Source organism: Streptomyces sp. NPDC037054 (assembly GCF_055606745.1).
Map to the genome: position 1 here is coordinate 418,318 of NZ_JBVJSJ010000007.1, position 18,537 is coordinate 436,854.

11 protein-coding genes are annotated in these 18,537 nt (G+C 69.5%); 2 read left to right on the top strand and 9 right to left on the bottom strand.

What is annotated here, in order from left to right; all coding sequences use genetic code 11:
* Positions 1 to 52: 52 nt before the first annotated feature.
* From ACZ7D7_RS19745 to ngcE, 9 genes are all read right to left on the bottom strand, one after another.
* Positions 53 to 1,576, bottom strand: a complete 1,524-nt coding sequence (locus ACZ7D7_RS19745) for an amino acid permease (protein ID WP_470825767.1) — start codon at positions 1,574 to 1,576, stop codon at positions 53 to 55.
* 145 nt (positions 1,577 to 1,721) lie between these two features.
* Positions 1,722 to 3,641: a 1-deoxy-D-xylulose-5-phosphate synthase gene (gene dxs / locus ACZ7D7_RS19750; RefSeq protein WP_470825769.1), complete on the bottom strand. Its 1,920-nt coding sequence runs from the start codon at positions 3,639 to 3,641 to the stop codon at positions 1,722 to 1,724.
* A 167-nt stretch (positions 3,642 to 3,808) separates the two neighbouring features.
* A complete protein-coding gene (locus ACZ7D7_RS19755) occupies positions 3,809 to 5,104 on the bottom strand; it encodes a sugar ABC transporter permease (protein ID WP_470825771.1) in 1,296 nt (431 codons plus the stop codon).
* Positions 5,101 to 5,892 carry an ATP-binding cassette domain-containing protein gene (locus ACZ7D7_RS19760; protein WP_279549458.1) on the bottom strand — a complete coding sequence of 264 codons (792 nt, stop codon included), beginning with the start codon at positions 5,890 to 5,892 and terminating at the stop codon, positions 5,101 to 5,103. The genes ACZ7D7_RS19755 and ACZ7D7_RS19760 overlap by 4 nt, the downstream gene beginning before the upstream one ends.
* Positions 5,893 to 6,092: 200 nt before the next feature.
* Positions 6,093 to 7,190 carry a sugar ABC transporter substrate-binding protein gene (locus ACZ7D7_RS19765; protein WP_470825856.1) on the bottom strand — a complete coding sequence of 366 codons (1,098 nt, stop codon included), beginning with the start codon at positions 7,188 to 7,190 and terminating at the stop codon, positions 6,093 to 6,095.
* A 134-nt stretch (positions 7,191 to 7,324) separates the two neighbouring features.
* Entirely contained in the window at positions 7,325 to 8,524 is a 1,200-nt protein-coding gene (locus tag ACZ7D7_RS19770; RefSeq protein WP_470825772.1) for an ROK family transcriptional regulator, read from the bottom strand.
* 236 nt (positions 8,525 to 8,760) lie between these two features.
* Positions 8,761 to 9,684, bottom strand: a complete 924-nt coding sequence (locus ACZ7D7_RS19775; RefSeq protein ID WP_470825774.1) for a carbohydrate ABC transporter permease — start codon at positions 9,682 to 9,684, stop codon at positions 8,761 to 8,763.
* A gap of 3 nt (positions 9,685 to 9,687) precedes the next feature.
* Positions 9,688 to 10,614 (bottom strand): carbohydrate ABC transporter permease, encoded by a 927-nt coding sequence (locus ACZ7D7_RS19780; protein WP_470825776.1) that lies wholly within the window; start codon positions 10,612 to 10,614, stop codon positions 9,688 to 9,690.
* Positions 10,615 to 10,702: 88 nt separating this feature from the next.
* A complete protein-coding gene (gene ngcE / locus ACZ7D7_RS19785; RefSeq protein ID WP_470825777.1) occupies positions 10,703 to 12,172 on the bottom strand; it encodes an N-acetylglucosamine/diacetylchitobiose ABC transporter substrate-binding protein in 1,470 nt (489 codons plus the stop codon).
* A gap of 397 nt (positions 12,173 to 12,569) precedes the next feature.
* Here ngcE and ACZ7D7_RS19790 point away from each other — a divergent pair, with 397 nt between their 5' ends.
* Positions 12,570 to 16,367: a GH92 family glycosyl hydrolase gene (locus tag ACZ7D7_RS19790; RefSeq protein WP_470825778.1), complete on the top strand. Its 3,798-nt coding sequence runs from the start codon at positions 12,570 to 12,572 to the stop codon at positions 16,365 to 16,367.
* Between the two features lie 154 nt (positions 16,368 to 16,521).
* Positions 16,522 to 18,528 (top strand): alpha-glucuronidase, encoded by a 2,007-nt coding sequence (locus ACZ7D7_RS19795; protein ID WP_470825779.1) that lies wholly within the window; start codon positions 16,522 to 16,524, stop codon positions 18,526 to 18,528.
* Positions 18,529 to 18,537: the final 9 nt, after the last annotated feature.

Genomic DNA, 18,537 nt, shown 5'->3' on the forward strand with positions numbered 1-18,537 from the left:
GTCCCCACCCGCGGAATTGGGCGGTCCGGTTACTCCGTGTCGCCCGTTCCGTTCACTCCGTGTCGCCGCGCCGCGGTGGGGAGACCTCGGCGGCGGCCGTCTCCCGGCCGGGGGCGAGACGGCTGTGGCTGCGGCCGTAGAGGAAGTACACGACGACTCCGATGGCCATCCAGATGCCGAACCGGATCCAGGTCTCGGTGGGCAGGTTCAGCATCAGCCACAGCGAGGCGCCCACCGACAGGATCGGCAGGACCGGCACCCACGGGGTGCGGAAGGAGCGCGGCAGGTCGGGCCGGGTGCGGCGCAGGATGATCACGCTGATGGCGACGATGACGAACGCGAACAGCGTGCCGATGTTGACCAGCGCGGCGAGTTCGCTCAGCGGCGTGAAGCCCGCGAGGACCGCGATCAGCACGCCCAGCAGGATGGTCGGCCGGTGCGGGGTCTTGAACTTCGGGTGGACGCGCGAGAAGAAGCGCGGCAGCAGTCCGTCGCGGCTCATCGCGAAGAAGACGCGGGTCTGGCCGAGCAGCAGGATCATGCAGACGGTGGTGAGGCCGACGGCCGCGCCGAAGCTGATGAAGCCCGCGTACCAGGGATGGCCGGTGGCCTTGAAGGCGTCGGCGAGCGGGGCGTCCACGGACAGCCGGCTGTAGTGCTGCATCCCGGTGACGACGATGGACACGGCGACGTACAGCGCGGTGCAGATGAACAGGGAGCCGAGGATGCCGCGGGGCATGTCGCGCTGCGGGTTCCTGGTCTCCTCGGCGGCGGTGGCGACGATGTCGAAGCCGATGAAGGCGAAGAAGACGACCGAGGCGGCGGTGAAGATGCCCATCACGCCGAAGTTCGAGGGCGCCCAGCCGAACAGCACCTGGATGAGCGGCGAGTCGAGGCTCTCCCCCGCCGGCACCGGCTGCGACTTCGGGATGAACGGGTCGTAGTTGTCGCCCTTGATGAAGAAGGCGCCGGCGATGATCACGACGAGGACGACGGTGACCTTGATGGCGACGACGAGCGAGGTGATCCGCGCGGACAGCTTCATGCCGAGCACGAGGATCGCGGTGAGGACGAGGACCAGGGCGGCGGCGAGGATGTCGAAGCCGAAGCCGTCGGCGCCGTCCCGCCCGGCGAGCGCCTCGGGCATCGTCCAGCCCGCGTTGTCCAGCAGCGAGCGGATGTAGCCGGACCAGCCGACCGCCACCACCGCCGTCCCGAGCGCGAACTCCAGCACCAGGTCCCAGCCGATGATCCAGGCGGGCAGCTCACCGAGCGAGGCGTACGAGAAGGTGTACGCGGACCCGGCGACCGGGACCGTGGACGCGAACTCGGCGTAGCACAGCGCGGCCAGCGCGCAGACGACACCGGCCGTGACGAAGGCCAGCGCCACGGCGGGGCCCGCGTTGTCCTTGGCGACTGTACCGGTGAGGACGAAGATGCCGGTGCCGATGATGACACCGACGCCGAAGACGGTCAGGTCCAGCGCGGACAAGGACTTCTTGAGCGCGTGCTCTGGCTCCTCGGTATCGAGGATGGACTGCTCGACCCTCTTCGTCCGGAAGAGATTGCTGCTCACGGGTACCTCCCACGCTTGTCGTCCTCGACATGATCGAGAGGGGGCGTACTCCGTATGCCCCGGCACGGGCACCTTCACGCGAATGGGCCGGTCGCACCACTCTTCACAGTGGCGCAACCGGCCCAGGAGGACCACTCGGGCCGGGTCAGTCGCGGGCGGGCTCCACCTCGGCGGCGGACCGCTCGAACCGGCCGTCGATCTTCGCGACCAGGCCGGTGACCTGACGCGCGATGTCCGGCGCGGTCAGGCCGATCTCGGCGAGCACCTCGGCGCGGGAGGCGTGGTCGAGGAAGCGCGGCGGGATGCCGAAGTCGCGCAGCGGCACGTCGACGCCCGCGTCCCTGAGGGCCTGCGCGACGGCGGAGCCGACGCCGCCGACGCGGGAGTTGTCCTCGACGGTGACGACGACGCGGTGCCGCTCGGCGAGCGGGGCCATGGCCTCGTCGACGGGCTTGACCCAGCGCGGGTCGACGACGGTGGTGGAGATGCCCTGCTTGTCGAGGAGGGCGGCGACCTCCAGGCACATCGGGGCGAGTGCGCCCACGGACACCAGCAGGACGTCCGGGGTGTCGGTGCCGGCCTCGCGCAGCACGTCCATGCCGCCGACGCGGCCGACGGCCGGTACGGCGGGGCCGACGGCGCCCTTGGAGAAGCGGACCACGGTCGGGGCGTCGTCCACCGCGACGGCCTCGCGGAGCTGGGCGCGGACCTGGTCGGCGTCGCGCGGGGCGGCGAGCCGGAGGCCGGGGACGACCTGGAGGATCGACATGTCCCACATGCCGTTGTGGGAGGCGCCGTCGGTGCCGGTGACGCCGGCCCGGTCCAGGACGAAGGTGACGCCGCACTTGTGCAGGGCGACGTCCATCAGGACCTGGTCGAAGGCGCGGTTGAGGAAGGTGGCGTACACGGCGAAGACGGGGTGGACGCCGCCGTGGGCGAGGCCGGCCGCGGAGACCGCGCCGTGCTGCTCGGCGATGCCGACGTCGTAGACCCGCTCGGGGAAGCGCTTGGCGAACTTGTCCAGGCCGACCGGCTGGAGCATGGCCGCGGTGATCGCGACGACGTCCTCGCGCTCCTCGCCCAGCTTGACCATCTCGTCGCCGAAGACGCTGGTCCAGTCGGCGCCGGAGGTGGCGATGGGCAGGCCCGTGTCGGGGTGGATCTTGCCGACGGCGTGGAAGCGGTCGGCCTCGTCCTGGAGGGCGGGCTGGTAGCCGCGGCCCTTCTCGGTGAGGCAGTGCACGATGACGGGGCCGCCGAAGCGCTTGGCGCGGGCGAGGGCGGACTCCAGGGCCTCGATGTCGTGGCCGTCGATCGGGCCGACGTACTTCAGGCCGAGGTCCTCGAAGAGGCCCTGCGGGGCGATGAAGTCCTTCAGGCCCTTCTTCGCGCCGTGCAGCGTGTCGTAGAGGGGCTTGCCGACGACCGGGGTGCGCTCCAGGAGGTCCTTGGTGCGGGCCAGGAAGCGCTCGTAGCCGTCGGTGGTGCGCAGGGTCGCCAGGTGGTTGGCGAGTCCGCCGATCGTGGGGGCGTAGGAGCGCTCGTTGTCGTTGACGACGATGACCAGCGGGCGGTCCTTGGCGTCGGCGATGTTGTTCAGCGCCTCCCAGGCCATGCCGCCGGTGAGGGCGCCGTCGCCGATGACGGCGACGACATGGCTGTCGCGCTTGTGCAGCTCGTTGGCCTTGGCGATGCCGTCGGCCCAGCCGAGGACCGTGGAGGCGTGGCTGTTCTCGATGACGTCGTGCTCGGACTCGGCCTGCGAGGGGTAGCCGGACAGGCCGCCCTTCATCTTCAGGCGGGAGAAGTCCTGGCGCCCGGTGAGCAGCTTGTGCACGTAGGACTGGTGGCCGGTGTCCCACAGCACCTTGTCCTTGGGCGACTCGAAGACCCGGTGCAGGGCGATGGTGAGCTCGACCACGCCGAGGTTGGGGCCGAGGTGGCCGCCGGTCTTGGAGACGGCCTCGACGAGGAAGGTCCGGATCTCCCGGGCCAGCTGGTCCAGCTCCTGTGGGCTGAGCGTGTCCAGATCGCGCGGTCCCCTGATGCGGGTCAGCAGCGGCACCCGTGCCTCCTTGCAGTAGAGCTGTTCGAGCTGTTGCCGGGCTCGTCGAGTCTAATGTTCCGCCCGGCGCCCCGGCGCCCGGGAGGTGCGTCGTGCGTCACGCGAACGGCCCAGGAAACGCCAGTTGCCCGGCGCCTGGAGGGCACCGGGCAACTCGAGCGGGAGTGCTACGCCCGGCCCGCGGTCTTCTGCGTCCGGCGCGTCACGGAGTCGATCACGACGGTGGTCAGCAGCACCGCCGCGGTGATCATGTACTTCACCGGCTCCGCGATGGACTCCAGCTGGAGCCCGTACTGGATGGAGACGATCACCAGCACGCCGAGCAGCGCGTTCCACGTCCGGCCGCGACCGCCGAACAGCGACGTGCCGCCGATGACGGCCGCGGCGATCGCGTTCATCAGCAGGTCACCGGTACCGGCGCTCTGGTTGGCGGACGCGATCTTGGAGGCCAGGAACAGGCCGCCGATCGCGGCGAAGCCGCCGGCGATGCCGAACACGGAGATGCGGATCGCCGTGACGTTGATGCCGGCGCGGCGGGACGCCTCGACGCTGCCGCCGAGGGCGAAGACCTTGCGGCCGTAGGCGGTGCGGCGGAGCAGGAAGTCCGTGCCGATGAGGAAGGCGAGGAAGATCACCGTGGCCAGCGGCAGGCCCTTGTACTGGTTGTACATGATCGCCGCGGCGAAGGAGACGACGGCCAGCAGCACGGTGCGCAGCACGATGTCGCTGAGCGGCCGGGACGGGATGCCTGCGGCCTCGCGGCGCCGGTTGCCCAGGAAGGAGGTGATGAAGAACACCGCGACGACCAGGGCGGCCAGGCCGTAGGCGGCGGCGACGTCCGCGAAGAAGTACGTCGTCAGCTGCCCGATCAGACCGTCGCTGTCGAGGTTGATGGTGCCGTTCTCGCCCAGGATCTTGAGCATGAAGCCGAGCCAGAACAGCAGGCCGGCCAGGGTCACGGCGAAGGCGGGGGCGCCGAGCACCGCGAAGAAGAAGCCGTGGGCCGCGCCGATGGCCGCGCCGGCGGCGACGGCGAGCAGCACCGCCAGCCACTCGGGCAGGCCCTGGTTCACGGCGAGGACGGCCGCGATGGCGCTGGAGGCGCCGCTGACCGAGCCGACGGACAGGTCGATCTCGCCGAGCAGCAGCACGAAGACGATGCCGACCGAGATCATGCCGGTGCCGACCATCGTGACGGTGATGTCGCTGATGTTCTGCGCGGACAGGAACGCCGAGTTCAGGCTCTGGAAGATGACGCAGATGAGGATCAGGCCGACGACGACGGGGATGGACCCCAGTTCGCCCGCCTTCATCTTGCGCTTGAACTCGCCCCAGTAGCCGGCGATGCCCTGCTCGCGGACGAGCAGGCGGGGGTCGACGGCGGTGACCGCGGCGGCGGCGGCCTCCGGGTTCACGACCTCGTGCTCGCCCTGCTTGGTGACGGAGGTCTTCTCGGTGCTCACTTGGAGGCCTCCCCGTTCGAGCGGGCCGCACGGCGGGTGACGGCGTTGTCGGTGGCGCCGGTGATCGCGGCGATGATGTCCTCCTGGGAGGTCGTCTTGACCTCGAAGACACCGTTGTTGCGGCCGAGGCGCAGCACCGCGACCTTGTCCGCGACCGCCTTGACGTCGGCCATGTTGTGGCTGATGAGGATGACGGCGTGTCCGCGCTCGCGCAGTCGCTCCACGAGGTCGAGGACCTGCGCGGTCTGCTCGACGCCGAGGGCGGCGGTGGGCTCGTCGAGGATGACCAGCTTGGGCTCGCCGAGCATGGAGCGGGCGATGGCCACGACCTGGCGCTGACCGCCGGACAGCGAGGCGATCGGGATGCGCACGCTGGGGATGCGGATCGACAGGGTCTGCAGGAGGTCGCGGGCGCGGCGCTCCATCTCGACCTCGTCGAGGATCCCGCGGCGCTTGATCTCGCGGCCGAGGAACAGGTTTCCGACGACGTCGATGTTGTCGCACAGCGCGAGGTCCTGGTAGACGGTCGCGATGCCCAGGGCCTGGGCGTCGTGCGGCTTGCTGATCTGGACGGTCTTGCCGTCCCACTCGATGGCGCCCTCATCGATGGGGTGCACGCCGGCGATCGTCTTGACCAGCGTGGACTTTCCGGCGCCGTTGTCGCCCACCAGGGCGACCACTTCACCGGCGTGGACCTCAAGCTCTACGTCGGTGAGCGCCTGGACGGCACCGAAACGCTTGGAGACCCCGCGCAACGCCAGCACGGGCGTAGCGGACACGTGAACCATCTCCTTCGCCGCCTGACCCGGCGGAAGGTAGTGCAGAGGATTGGGGGGTTGGAGGCCGATCCGTCCGGCGCCCCGCCACGAGCTTGCGGGGCTGTCTGATGCGCGGGGCGCCGGAGGAGCCTCGGGGCAGCCGTCCCCTCATGCGGTCGCGGTACGGGAATCCGGGCCGGATTCCCGTACGCGGCAGGGGACTTGGCTGGTTACTTGATGCCGAGCTTGTCGCAGGCGGCCTTGTACTTGCCGGTGCAGATCTCGGCGGCGGTGTAGACGCCGTCCTTGATGACGGTGTCGTTGATGTTGTCCTTGGTCAGCGAGGTGACCGGGACGAGCACGGACGGGACGTCCTTGGCGCTGCCGCTGGAGACCTTGTCCTTGGCGATGGAGTCGAGGCTCTCGCCCTTGGCCAGCGCGACGGCCATCTCGGCGGCGGCGTCGGCCTCCGGGGCGTACGGCTTGTAGACGCTCATGTACTGCTCACCGGCGACGATGCGCTGCACACCCGCGAGTTCGGCGTCCTGGCCGGTGACCGGGACCTTGATGCCGGCGGCCTTCAGGGCGGTGATGATGCCGCCCGCCATGCCGTCGTTGGCGGAGTAGACGCCCTGGATCTTGTCCTTGCCGAGGGCCGAGATCGCGGCCTCCATGTTGGCGTTGGCGTTGTCCGGCGACCACTCCTTGGTGTCGAACTCCTTGCCGACCTTGACCTTGCCGTCGAGGACCTCGTGGGCGCCCTGCTTGAACATGGCGGCGTTCGGGTCGGTGACGGAGCCGTTCATCATGACGATCTGGCTGTCCTTGGCCTTGTCGCCCAGGGCCTCCAGCAGGGCCTTGCCCTGGGTGCGGCCGACCTCGACGTTGTCGAACGAGGTGTAGGCGCTGATCGGGCCCTCGGCGAGGCGGTCGTAGGCGACGACCTTGATGCCGGCGTCGGCGGCCTTCTGCACGGAGTTCTTGATGGCCTTGGCGTCGACCGCGTCCAGGATCAGGACGTCCACCTTGTTGGTGATCATGGTGTCGACCTGCTGGGCCTGCAGGTTGGCGTCCTGACGGGCGTTGTTGTACTGGATCTCGGCCTTGTTGTTCGTGAGCTCCTTGATCTTCTTCTCGATCAAGGGGCGGTCGAACTTCTCGTAGCGCGCGGTCTTGTTCTCCGGCAGGAGCAGACCGACCTTGATGTTGTCGCCCTTCGCGGCGGAGCCGGAGGACTCGGTCTTGTCGCCGGACTCCTTGGCACTGCCACAGGCGGCGAGCGAGACGGCCATCGCACCGGCGGCAACGGCAACAGCGGCACGACGCATACGCGTGTTCACTTCGAAAAACCTCCCTGACGAGGCCGCGTCGTTGCGGCCGAGGTGGCTGGAAGTCAACTCGGCCACACGTGCGACGTCAAGAAGTAAATCCTTAACGGGTTGGCAACGGTGCCATCCGTTCTCTAAGTGAAGGCGGGTGTCGCCGTGGGGAGGGAGCCGTCCAAAAGGGTGGAATCGCCCATCTCGCTGAGTGCGAGAGCGAGCGCTCCGAGCACCTCCGCACGGCCCCCAAGTGCCCCGGGGAGAACGGACAGTTGACGTGCCGCGCTGGGGATCGCGTAGCGGCCGACGGACTCCCGGATGGGCCCGAGCACCAGCTCACCGGCCTCGGCGAGATCACCGCCGAGGACCACCCGGCTCGGGTTCAGCAGGTTGCACAGATTGGCGACTCCGCTGCCGACGTGACGGCCGACGTCGGCGATCACTCGACGGCAGCCGGGGTCGCCGTCCCGCGCCAGCCGGACGACTCCTTCCAGCGTGAGATCGGTGCCGTGGCTGGACTGGAGCAGCGGCAGGACGTAGCGCGCGGCCGCGAAGGTCTCCAGGCAGCCCCGGTTTCCGCAGCGGCAGACGGGGCCGGATTCATCAAGAGTAATATGCCCGATTTCACCCGCTGTGCCACCCGGGCCGCGGTAGATCTTGCCGTTGATCACGAGGCCGGCGCCGACACCGCTGGCGACCTTGATGTAGGCGAGGTCGCGCACCCCTCGCCCGCTCCCCCAGACCATCTCGCCGAGGGCGCCGAGGTTCGCGTCGTTGTCGACGTGCACCGGCACGCCGAGCCGCCCCCGCAGCTCCTCGGCGGGCTTGGTGCCGCCCCAGCCGGGCAGGATGGCGGTCGACCCGAGGGTGCCCGACTCGACGTCGATCGGACCGGGCACGCCGAGGCCCACGCCGGCGATCTTCGAGCGGTCCACGCCGGTCGCCGCGATCAGGCGGCTGACCAGTTCCTCCGCCCGGTCGAAGCCCTGCGTCGAGGAGGCGTCCACGTCCAGCGGCTCGGCCTCCTCGGCCAGCACCTGGTGGGCGAGGTTCCCGACCGCGACGCGCAAATGCGTATGGCCGAAATCGACCCCTATGACGATGCCCGCGTCGCCGCTGAGCGAGACGGCACGGGCCCGGCGGCCACCGGCCGAGGTGGGTGTGACCTCGACGGTTCCGCCTTCCTTCAGTTCCCGCACGATGTTGGAGACCGTCGCGGCCGACAGGCCCGTCGTCCTCGCGATCTCCGCCTGGGTGAGTGATCCGGCCAGCCGTACGGCTCGGACGACCCTCTCCAGGTTGGCTCGGTGCAGCGACGACTGCGACCCCGGAGTCTCCACGACGACCTCCTGCGCGCGGGACCGCATCGATGAGGCCCCGTCTATGTCCAACTAGTGAACTCTAAGCTGACCCGTTCGGGTTGCCTACCGTCAAGAGGTTGAACCGCATCGGGGCACATGCTCACAACGCCGCACGCCGTCCCCGGGGGCGGGAACGGCGTGCGTACGAGCGGTGGCACAGGGCTACGGAGAGGCGCGGGGAGGCGCGGAGCATTCTCTCCGCCGGGGGCGCGCGGTTACTTCAGCGCGCCTGCCGTGAGGCCTTGCACCACCTGCCGCTGGAAGATGATGTACGCCGCCAGCACGGGCAGCATCGCCATCACCAGCCCGGCGAACAGGCCCGACCAGTCGCCCTTGTAGCCCTGGCTGACCGCCAGCTGGACGAGACCCTGGGTGAGGACGCGCTTGTCCGGGTCGGTGTTGAGCACCGTCGGCAGCATGTACTGGTTCCACTGGCCCAGGAAGTTGAAGATGCCGACGCTGATCAGGCCCGGCTTGGCCATCGGCAGCATGATCTGGAAGAACGTCCTGGTGTGCGAGGCGCCGTCCACGAACGCCGCCTCCGCCACCGACGACGGCAGGGTCCGGAAGAACGCCGTCAGGAAGAACACGGTGAACGGCAGCGAGTACGCGATGTAGACCAGGATCAGACCGTGGAGCGTGTTCAGCAGCCCCATGTTGTTCACGACGTAGAACAGCGGGACCAGCGCCAGCATGATCGGGAAGCTCATGCCGCCGATGAACAGGTAGTAGATGAACCGGTTGCCCGGGAAGTCGAAGCGGGCCAGCACGTACGCCGCCATCGAGCCGAGCACCAGCGTGCCGATGAGCGAGCCCCCCACCACCAGCACGGTGTTGAGGAAGTAGTCGCCCATGTGGGCCTCGGTCCAGGCCCGCGACCAGTTGTCGAAGTGCAGCTTGTCCGGCAGCGACCAGGGCGAGCCGAAGATCGAGGCGTCGTCCTTGAAGGACGTCATCACCGCCCACAGCAGCGGCAGGACCACCATGAAGGCCCACAGGACGAGGATGCCGTGGGAGAAGACGTTGAGGACCGTGCCCTCCTTCTTCTCCTTCTGCGGCGGCGCCGGCGGCGCGTCCGTCTTCGTCACGGTCGTACCGGGCTCGGCCGGCACGGGAGCGGGGGGTTCGGTCGTCTTCATTGATCAGTACTCCAGCCGCTCGCGCCGGCCCAGCCGCATCACGACGGCCGCGAAGGCCAGCGTCACGATGAGCAGGGCGACGCCGATGGTGGTGGCGTAGGCGGCCTGACCGTCGCGGAAGGCCTTCTGGTACACGTACAGGACCATGACGGTGGTCGAGTAGTCGGGGCCGCCCGGACCGGTCGTCATGATGTGCACGACCGCGAACGACTCGGCGCCCAGGGCGAGGATGCCCATGTAGACCCAGCCGGACTGCACGGTGTCCCACAGCAGCGGCAGGGTGATCCGGAAGAAGGTGGTGACGCGGTTCGCCCCGTCCAGCAGCGCCGCCTCGTAGAGGTCCGCCGGGATGGACGCCATGCCCGCCGAGAACAGGACCACGAAGAAGCCGACCGTGGACCACACGATCACCGCCATCACGCACCAGAGCGCGAGGTCGGGATCGCCGAGCCACACCGGCTGGAGGTCCCCGAGGCCGATGCCCCTCAGCAGCGAGTTGATGGCACCGCTGTCCGGGTTGTACGCGAACGCGAACAGCAGCGCCACGATCGCGATGGACAGCACCTGCGGGAAGAAGTAGACGATCTTGTAGAAGCCGGAGCCGCGGACGCCCGTGATGACCGGTCCGCCGCGGCGGCGCCGCCCGCCCACGTTGATCATGAAGGCGAAGAACAGCGCGAGGCCGATCGTCACCACCGGCAGCAGCAGCGCGAACAGCAGGCTGTGCTGGAGCGACTTCCAGAAGATGTCGTCGTCGAGCATCCTTTCGTAGTTGTCGAAGCCGACCGTCTTGAAGTCGGGGCTCAGGCCGGTCCAGTCCGTGAACGAGTAGTAGATGGACTGGATGAACGGCCAGACGACTAGAAGCGCGTACAGCCCCAGGGGAACCGCCAGGAACCCCACGATGAACCGGTACTTGCCGTGCTGCATTGCTACCGACCCCGATCTGCGCGCGGGTACCGCCGTCAGGGCCCGCCCGGCGCGGACGACACGCCGGACAGGCCCTGGTGACGTTGCGTCACTGGTGCTTGTAGTGCTTGATCGACGTGTCCTTGGCCGCCTCGTCGGCGAAGCCCTGGATCTTCTTGATGGCCTCGGCCGGGGTGATGCGTCCGGCCATCATCTCGCCGAGACCGGCGACACCGATCTTCTCCTTCTGGAGCTGCACGTACCAGTCCTGGATCCGCGGGTTCACCACGTTCTCGCCGGCCTTCTCCAGCGCCGCGACACCGGCCTTCAGGCCCGGGGTGAGGCTGATGCCGTCGGTGCCGCCGTTGTAGGCGGTGAGCGACTTGACCTTGCTGGTGAAGTTCTTGGACGACGCCTCGCTCAGCATGATGCGGAGCTGCTCCATGCCGCCGGCGCCGTTCTTCGCCTTGGCCGGCACGATGAAGGGCTCGCCGCCGGAGGCCCAGATGGTGCCGAAGGGCAGCTTGTCGGAGCTGTCGAGGCCGGTCGGCGCGGACACGGCCAGGTCGAAGTCGGCCGGGATGACGTTCGCCGACTCGTTCTCCACCCAGGAGCCGTTCGGGATGAACAGCGCCTTGCCCTTGGCCCACGCGGTCTGCGACTGGACGTGGTCGAGGCCCGGGGTGCCCTTGAGGACGTAGCCCTTCTTGACGAGCTCGTAGTAGGCCTCGAAACAGGCCTTGACCGCCGGGTGCTTCCAGGCGTTCGGCTCCAGGTTGTCGATGGCGTCGAGCACCTCGCGGCCGCCGACCTTGCCGATCATCGGGTACAGCGAGAACGGGACGTAGTACGGGTACTTGCCCGCGTAGGTCCAGCCCGCCATGCCCTTCTTCTTGGCCTTCTCGCACACGGCGAGCATCTGGTCCCAGGTCTCCGGGTACTGCTCGTCGAGCGAGTCCAGCGCCTTCTGCGAGTACCAGACGCCGTACACCGTGTAGGCGTAGTACAGGATCCAGACCTGCTCGCCGTCGAACTGGCCCATCTCCACGATGCCGGGGCGCAGCGTGTCGCGGACCTTCTTGTTCGGGTCGTCGTAGGACGGGGCGTCGAGCAGGGCGGTGAGGTCGGTGAGCTGCTTCTTGCCGACCAGGACGCCCATGTCCATCTGCTCGGCGCCGGAGTTGTCGATGAGGTCCGGCGGGGTGCCCTGGTTGAAGCGGGGCTGGAGCGTGGACTGGATCTTCTGGGTGGCGGAGAACTTGACCTTCGCCTTGGGGAAGTTCTGCTCGTAGATCTTGACGGCGTCCTCGGCGTACTCCTTGCCGAAGCCGCCGTCGAACAGCACGAACTCCATCTGCGCGCTGTCGTTGACGCCGAGCGGGTTCTTGGCGGTCTTCTTGCCGCCCTTCGCCTTCTCCTGCTCGTCGCCCCCGCCGCCGCTGGCACACGCGGACAGGAAGCTCATGGTGGGGACGGTGACCAGGCCGAGCGCGGCGGACCGCTTGATGAGGTCGCGGCGGCCGACTCCCGTCGTGCCGCCGTGCTCGGAACCGTTGGTCTCGGTGTGGGTGGATCCCATGCTCAAGTCCTCGCCTTCTCCAGGACTCAGGCGGTGAACCGGATCCTCCCCGGCACCGCGATCGGGTCACGCTGGGTCGTGCAGGAAATGCGGGTCGTGCGGGGCGCACTCGGGAGTGCTGACCGCTCACGGTACGGAAGGGTGCGAACGCCGACAGGTATAGTCCACTTCCCGCCAGCGGAGCAAGATCGAATGCAAGGTTCGCCGTGGGTCTTTTCCGAAGTGAGACCTCGCGGAAATATGAGCGGCCTGTGCGTTCCCCGACGGAAAAATCCCCGGCATCGGCCCCGAATGCCCTACTCAACACCCTTGACACCGCTTGGCACTTGACCCACTACTGTTCCTTGCGCATCGAAGCTGACAACGTTGTCCGACGTGCAGGGAGGCTGACCCGGGTATGCAGCGCAGAGCACGCCACAGATGGGGTCCGGCGGTCGTGGTCACGACCGCCTTTGTCATGGCCGTGGGCTCGCAGGGCGTGGCGGTCGCCCTGCCCGAGGCCCCCGACGCCGCCGGGCGGGAGTTCGCCTCCTCGTTCGAGGCGGACGATCCGGCCCCGGACTGGCTGAACACCGTCGAGACGGCACCGGACGGCGGCAAGCGCGCCTCCGGGGTCGACGGCGGGTACAGCAGCGGCATACCGGGGAACGTGACCGACCACGTCACGGACGTGCGGGCGAGCGCCGAGAACACCGGCGGCGGCGAGGTGAAGGAGAACCTCGTCGACGGCGAGCCCAGCACCAAGTGGCTGGCGTTCGAACCGGCCGGCTGGGTGGAGTTCGACCTGGACGAGCCCGTGCGGCTCGCCCGTTACGCGCTCACCTCGGCCAACGACCACGCCGAGCGCGACCCCGCGGACTGGACGCTGAAGGGCTCGGCGGACGGCAAGGACTGGAAGACGCTCGACACCCGCTCCGGCGAGTCCTTCTCCGAGCGGTTCCAGGCGAAGACGTACGACCTCGCCGAGCCGGCCGAGTTCCGGCACTTCCGGCTCGACGTCACGAAGAACAACGGCGGCGGCATCCTCCAGCTCGCCGACGTGCAGTTCTCCACGGGTGGCAGCGACGGGCCGGTGCCGCAGGACATGCTGTCGCTGGTCGACCGCGGCCCGAGCGGCTCCCCCACCGCGAAGGCGGGCGCCGGCTTCACGGGCAAGCGGGCCCTCAGGTACGCGGGACGCCACACGGCGGACGGCCGGGCGTACTCGTACAACAAGGTCTTCGACGTGAACGTGGCCGTGGAGCGCAACACCCGGCTCGGCTACCGCGTCTTCCCCTCCATGGCGGACGGCGACCTGGACTACGACGCCACGAACGTCTCCGTGGACCTCGCCTTCACCGACGGCACCTACCTCAGCGACCTGGGCGCCACCGACAGCCACGGCTTCCCGCTGACGCCGCGCGGGCAGGGCGCGGCGAAGATCCTTTACGTCAACCAGTGGAACGACGTCACCGCGCGCATCGGTTCGGTCGCCGCGGGCAAGACCGTCGACCGGATCCTGGTGGCGTACGACTCCCCGAAGGGCCCGGCGAAGTTCCGGGGCTGGGTGGACGACGTGACGATCCGGCCGGTGCCGCCCGAGGCGCCGAAGGCGCATCCGTCGGACTACGCGCTGACGACGCGCGGCACGAACTCCAGCGGCGGTTTCTCGCGCGGCAACAACTTCCCGGCCACGGCCGTGCCGCACGGCTTCAACTTCTGGACGCCGGTGACGAACGCGGGCTCCCTGAGCTGGCTGTACGACTACGCGCGCGGCAACAACGCGGACAACCTGCCGACGATCCAGGCGTTCAGCGCGAGTCACGAGCCGAGCCCGTGGATGGGTGACCGGCAGACGTTCCAGGTGATGCCGTCCGCCGCGTCCGGCACCCCGGACCTGGGCCGGGAGGCGCGGGAGCTGGCGTTCCGGCACGAGAACGAGACCGCGCGGCCGCACTACTACGGCGTGCGGTTCGAGAACGGCCTGAAGGCGGAGATGACGCCGACGGACCACGCGGCGATGCTCCGCTTCACCTTCCCCGGTGACGACGCGAGCGTGCTGTTCGACAACGTCACCGACCAGGCGGGCCTGACGCTCGACAAGGAGAACGGGATCGTCACCGGCTACTCGGACGTGAAGTCCGGGCTGTCGGCGGGCGCGACCCGGCTGTTCGTGTACGGCGTGTTCGACAAGCCGGTCACCGGCGGTGACTCCTCCGGCGTCAAGGGACACCTGCGGTTCGACGCGGGCGAGGACCGCACGGTGACGCTGCGCCTGGCCACCTCGCTGATCAGTGTCGACCAGGCGAAGGACAACCTGCGTCAGGAGCTCCCGGACGGCACGGACTTCGCGGCCGTGAAGAACCGCGCCCAGAAGCAGTGGGACGAGCTGCTCGGCAAGGTCGAGGTGGAGGGCGCGACGCCGGACCAGCTGACCACGCTGTACTCCAGCCTGTACCGGCTGTACCTGTACCCGAACTCGGGCTTCGAGAAGGTCGACGGGAAGCACAAGTACGCCTCGCCGTTCTCCCCGATGCCGAACCCGGACACGCCGACGCACACCGGCGCGAAGATCGTCGACGGCAAGGTGTACGTCAACAACGGATTCTGGGACACCTACCGCACGACCTGGCCGGCGTACTCCTTCCTGACGCCGGGCAGGGCCGGTGAGCTGGTCGACGGGTTCGTGCAGCAGTACAAGGACGGCGGCTGGACCTCCCGCTGGTCCTCCCCCGGCTACGCCGACCTGATGACCGGCACGTCCTCGGACGTCGCGTTCGCGGACGCGTACGTCAAGGGCGTGGACTTCGACGAGAAGGCGGCGTACGACGCGGCCGTGAAGAACGCCACCGTCGTGCCCCCGGCGTCCGGCGTGGGCCGCAAGGGCATGGCGGCCTCGCCGTTCCTCGGCTACACGAGCACCGAGACGCACGAGGGCCTGTCGTGGGCGCTGGAGGGCTACCTCAACGACTACGGCATCGCCCGCATGGGACAGAAGCTCTACGACGAGACCGGCGAGAAGCGCTACAAGGAGGAGTCGGAGTACTTCCTGAACCGCGCCCGGGACTACGTCAACCTCTTCGACGCGAAGGCCGGCTTCTTCCAGGGCAGGAACGCCAAGGGCGACTGGCGCGTGCCGTCCGAGAAGTACGACCCGCGCGTGTGGGGCCACGACTACACCGAGACCAACGGCTGGGGCTACGCCTTCACCGCCCCGCAGGACAGCCGGGGCCTGGCCAACCTGTACGGCGGCCGGGACGGCCTCGGCGACAAGCTCGACGAGTACTTCTCCACGCCGGAGACGGCCTCGCCCGAGTTCGTCGGCTCCTACGGCGGCGTCATCCACGAGATGACGGAGGCGCGGGACGTCCGGATGGGCATGTACGGGCACTCCAACCAGGTCGCCCACCACGCCATCTACATGTACGACGCGGCCGGGCAGCCCTGGAAGGCGCAGAAGAACGTGCGCGAGGTGCTGTCCCGGCTCTACACCGGCAGCGCGATCGGGCAGGGCTACCACGGCGACGAGGACAACGGCGAGCAGTCGGCCTGGTTCCTGTTCTCCGCGCTGGGCTTCTACCCGCTGGTGATGGGCAGCGGCGAGTACGCGGTCGGCTCCCCGCTGTTCAAGAAGGCGACCGTGCACCTGGAGAACGGCCGTGAGCTGGTCGTGAAGGCGCCGGACAACAGCGCGCGGAACGTGTACGTGCAGGGCCTGAAGGTCAACGGCCGCGCGTGGACGAAGACGTCGCTGCCGCACTCGCTGCTCGCGAAGGGCGGGGTGCTGGAGTTCGACATGGGCCCGCGTCCGTCGTCGTGGGGCACGGGTGAGGACGCGGCGCCCGTGTCCGTCACGCGGGACGACAAGGTGCCGACGCCGCGCGCGGACGTCCTGGACGGCGACGGAGCCCTGTTCGACGACACGTCGGCGACGAACGCGGCGGTGTCCGCGGTGGAGTTGCCGGTCGGTGAGGAGACGAAGGCCGCGCAGTACACGCTGACGTCGGCCGACCGTGCCAAGGCGCCCACCGGGTGGGTGCTTCAGGGCTCGGCCGACGGCGACACCTGGAAGGACCTGGACCGGCGCTCCGGCGAGTCGTTCCGCTGGGACCGGCAGACCCGGGCGTTCTCGGTGCCGGAGCCGGGCGCGTACCGGCACTACCGGCTGGTCCTGGACGGGGAGGCCACGCTGGCGGAGGTGGAGCTGCTGTCCTGACGGAACGTCACGAGCAGTAACGGCGGGTTCGGCCCGGGGTGTTCGGCGCCCCGGGCCGAACCCGTCGTCCCCTCCTGCCCCACGGGGTACCCCCCGGGGCGCGGATGCACCACAATGACCGGGCCGAGGCAGTCGCCGAGTTCCCGAGGATTCCATGTCGATTCCCCCGCCCGTCGCGCCCGTCGAGGTCGACCCCGCGTGGCTGCCGGACACCGCCTTCCGGGCTGTCGGCGAGAGGTCGACCCTGGTCCGGGGTGCCGGGGCGCTGGTGGACACCGTGCACGGCGAAGTGGCCGCCGCCTGCGGGCGGTTCGGCGGCCGGGTGGCGCGGGACGCGGGCGACGGGCCGTACGACCTCGTGCTGTCGCTGGGCGACGCGGACGGGGCGGGGCTGGAACTCGAGCTGGGTGACGAGGGTTTCGCCGTTCTGCGGCAGGGCGGCACGACGACCGTCACGGCCGCCGGTGAACGCGGGCTGCTGTACGGGCTCTTCCACGTCGTGCGGCTCGGGCCCGAGGCCTTCGGCGGTGAGCGTCCCCGCGAGACGCACCGCCCGGCGACCGCGCTGCGCGTGCTGGATCACTGGGACAACGTCGCCGTGCACCCCGTGATGGGCCAGGTGGAGCGCGGTTACGCGGGCGGCTCGCTGTTCTGGGCGGACGGCCGGGCGCGCGGCGACCTGGACCGGGTGCGCGCCTACGGCAGGCTGCTCGCGGCCTGCGGGATCAACGCGCTCACCGTCAACAACGTCAACGTGCACGAGACCGAGGCGCGCCTGCTCACCGACCGGATCGGTGAAGTCGCCGCGATCGCCGACGCGTTGCGGCCCTACGGCATCCGCACGCATCTGTCGGTCACGTTCGCCGCGCCGGTCGTGCTGGGCGGTGCGGCCACCGCCGATCCGCTGGACGCGGCCGTGCGCGACTGGTGGGCGGAGGCGACCCGGCGCGTGTACGAGGCGATCCCCGACTTCGGCGGGTACGTCGTGAAGGCCGACTCGGAGGGCCGGCCCGGCCCGTTCGCCTACGGCCGCAGCCACGCCGACGGCGCGAACATGCTGGCCGCCGCGCTGGAGCCGTACGGCGGGACCGTGCGCTGGCGGGCCTTCGTCTACGACCACCGGCAGGACTGGCGGGACCGCACGACGGACCGGGCGCGTGCCGCGTACGACCACTTCACGCCGCTGGACGGGGAGTTCGCGGCGAACGCGGTGCTCCAGGTGAAGCACGGGCCGATGGACTTCCAGGTGCGTGAGCCCGTGTCACCGCTGATCGGCGCGATGCCCCGGACCCGGCTCGCGGTGGAGGTGCAGGCCACGCAGGAGTACACCGGGCAGCAGCGGCACGTGTGCTGGCTCGGGCCGATGTGGAGCGAGGTGCTGCGCTTCCGGCCCGAGGGGGAAAGCGGGCCCCCCGTCGGCGAGTTGGCGCGCGGCGGCCTCGTGGCGGTGTCGAACGCCGGGGACGACCCGTTCTGGACCGGGCATCCGCTGGCCCAGGCGAACCTGTACACCTTCGGCCGGCTGGCCTGGGAGCCGGACGCCGACCCCGGCCGGATCCTCGGCGAGTGGATCGCGCTGACCCACCCGGGCGCCCCCGGGGAACTGGTGGCCGGGCTGCGCGCCGTCCTGGACGGTTCGTGGCGGACGTACGAGAAGTACACCGCGCCGCTCGGGGTGGGGTTCATGGTCCAGCCGGGGCATCACTACGGGCCGGGCGTGGACGGCTACGAGTACAGCCCGTGGGGCACCTACCACTTCGCCGACCGGGACGGCGTCGGCGTGGACCGCAGCGCGGCGACCGGCACCGGCTACGCGGCGCAGTACGCCGAGCCGTGGGCCGAGGTGTACGAGTCGACCGGGACCTGCCCCGACGAACTGCTGCTGTTCTTCCACCACGTGCCGTACGGGCACGTCCTGCACAGCGGGACGACCGTGATCCAGCACATCTACGACACGCACTTCGAGGGCGTGACGGAGGCGGAGGAGGCCCGCCGGGTGTGGGCGGGCCTCGCGAACCTGGTGGAACCGGCGCGTCACGCGCGCGTGACGGAGCTGTACGAGGAGCAGGTGCGCTGCGCCCGCGAGTGGCGGGACCAGGTCAACAGCTACTTCTTCCGCAAGTCCGGGGTGCCGGACGCGCGCGGGCGGCGGATCCACTGAGGCGGTGGC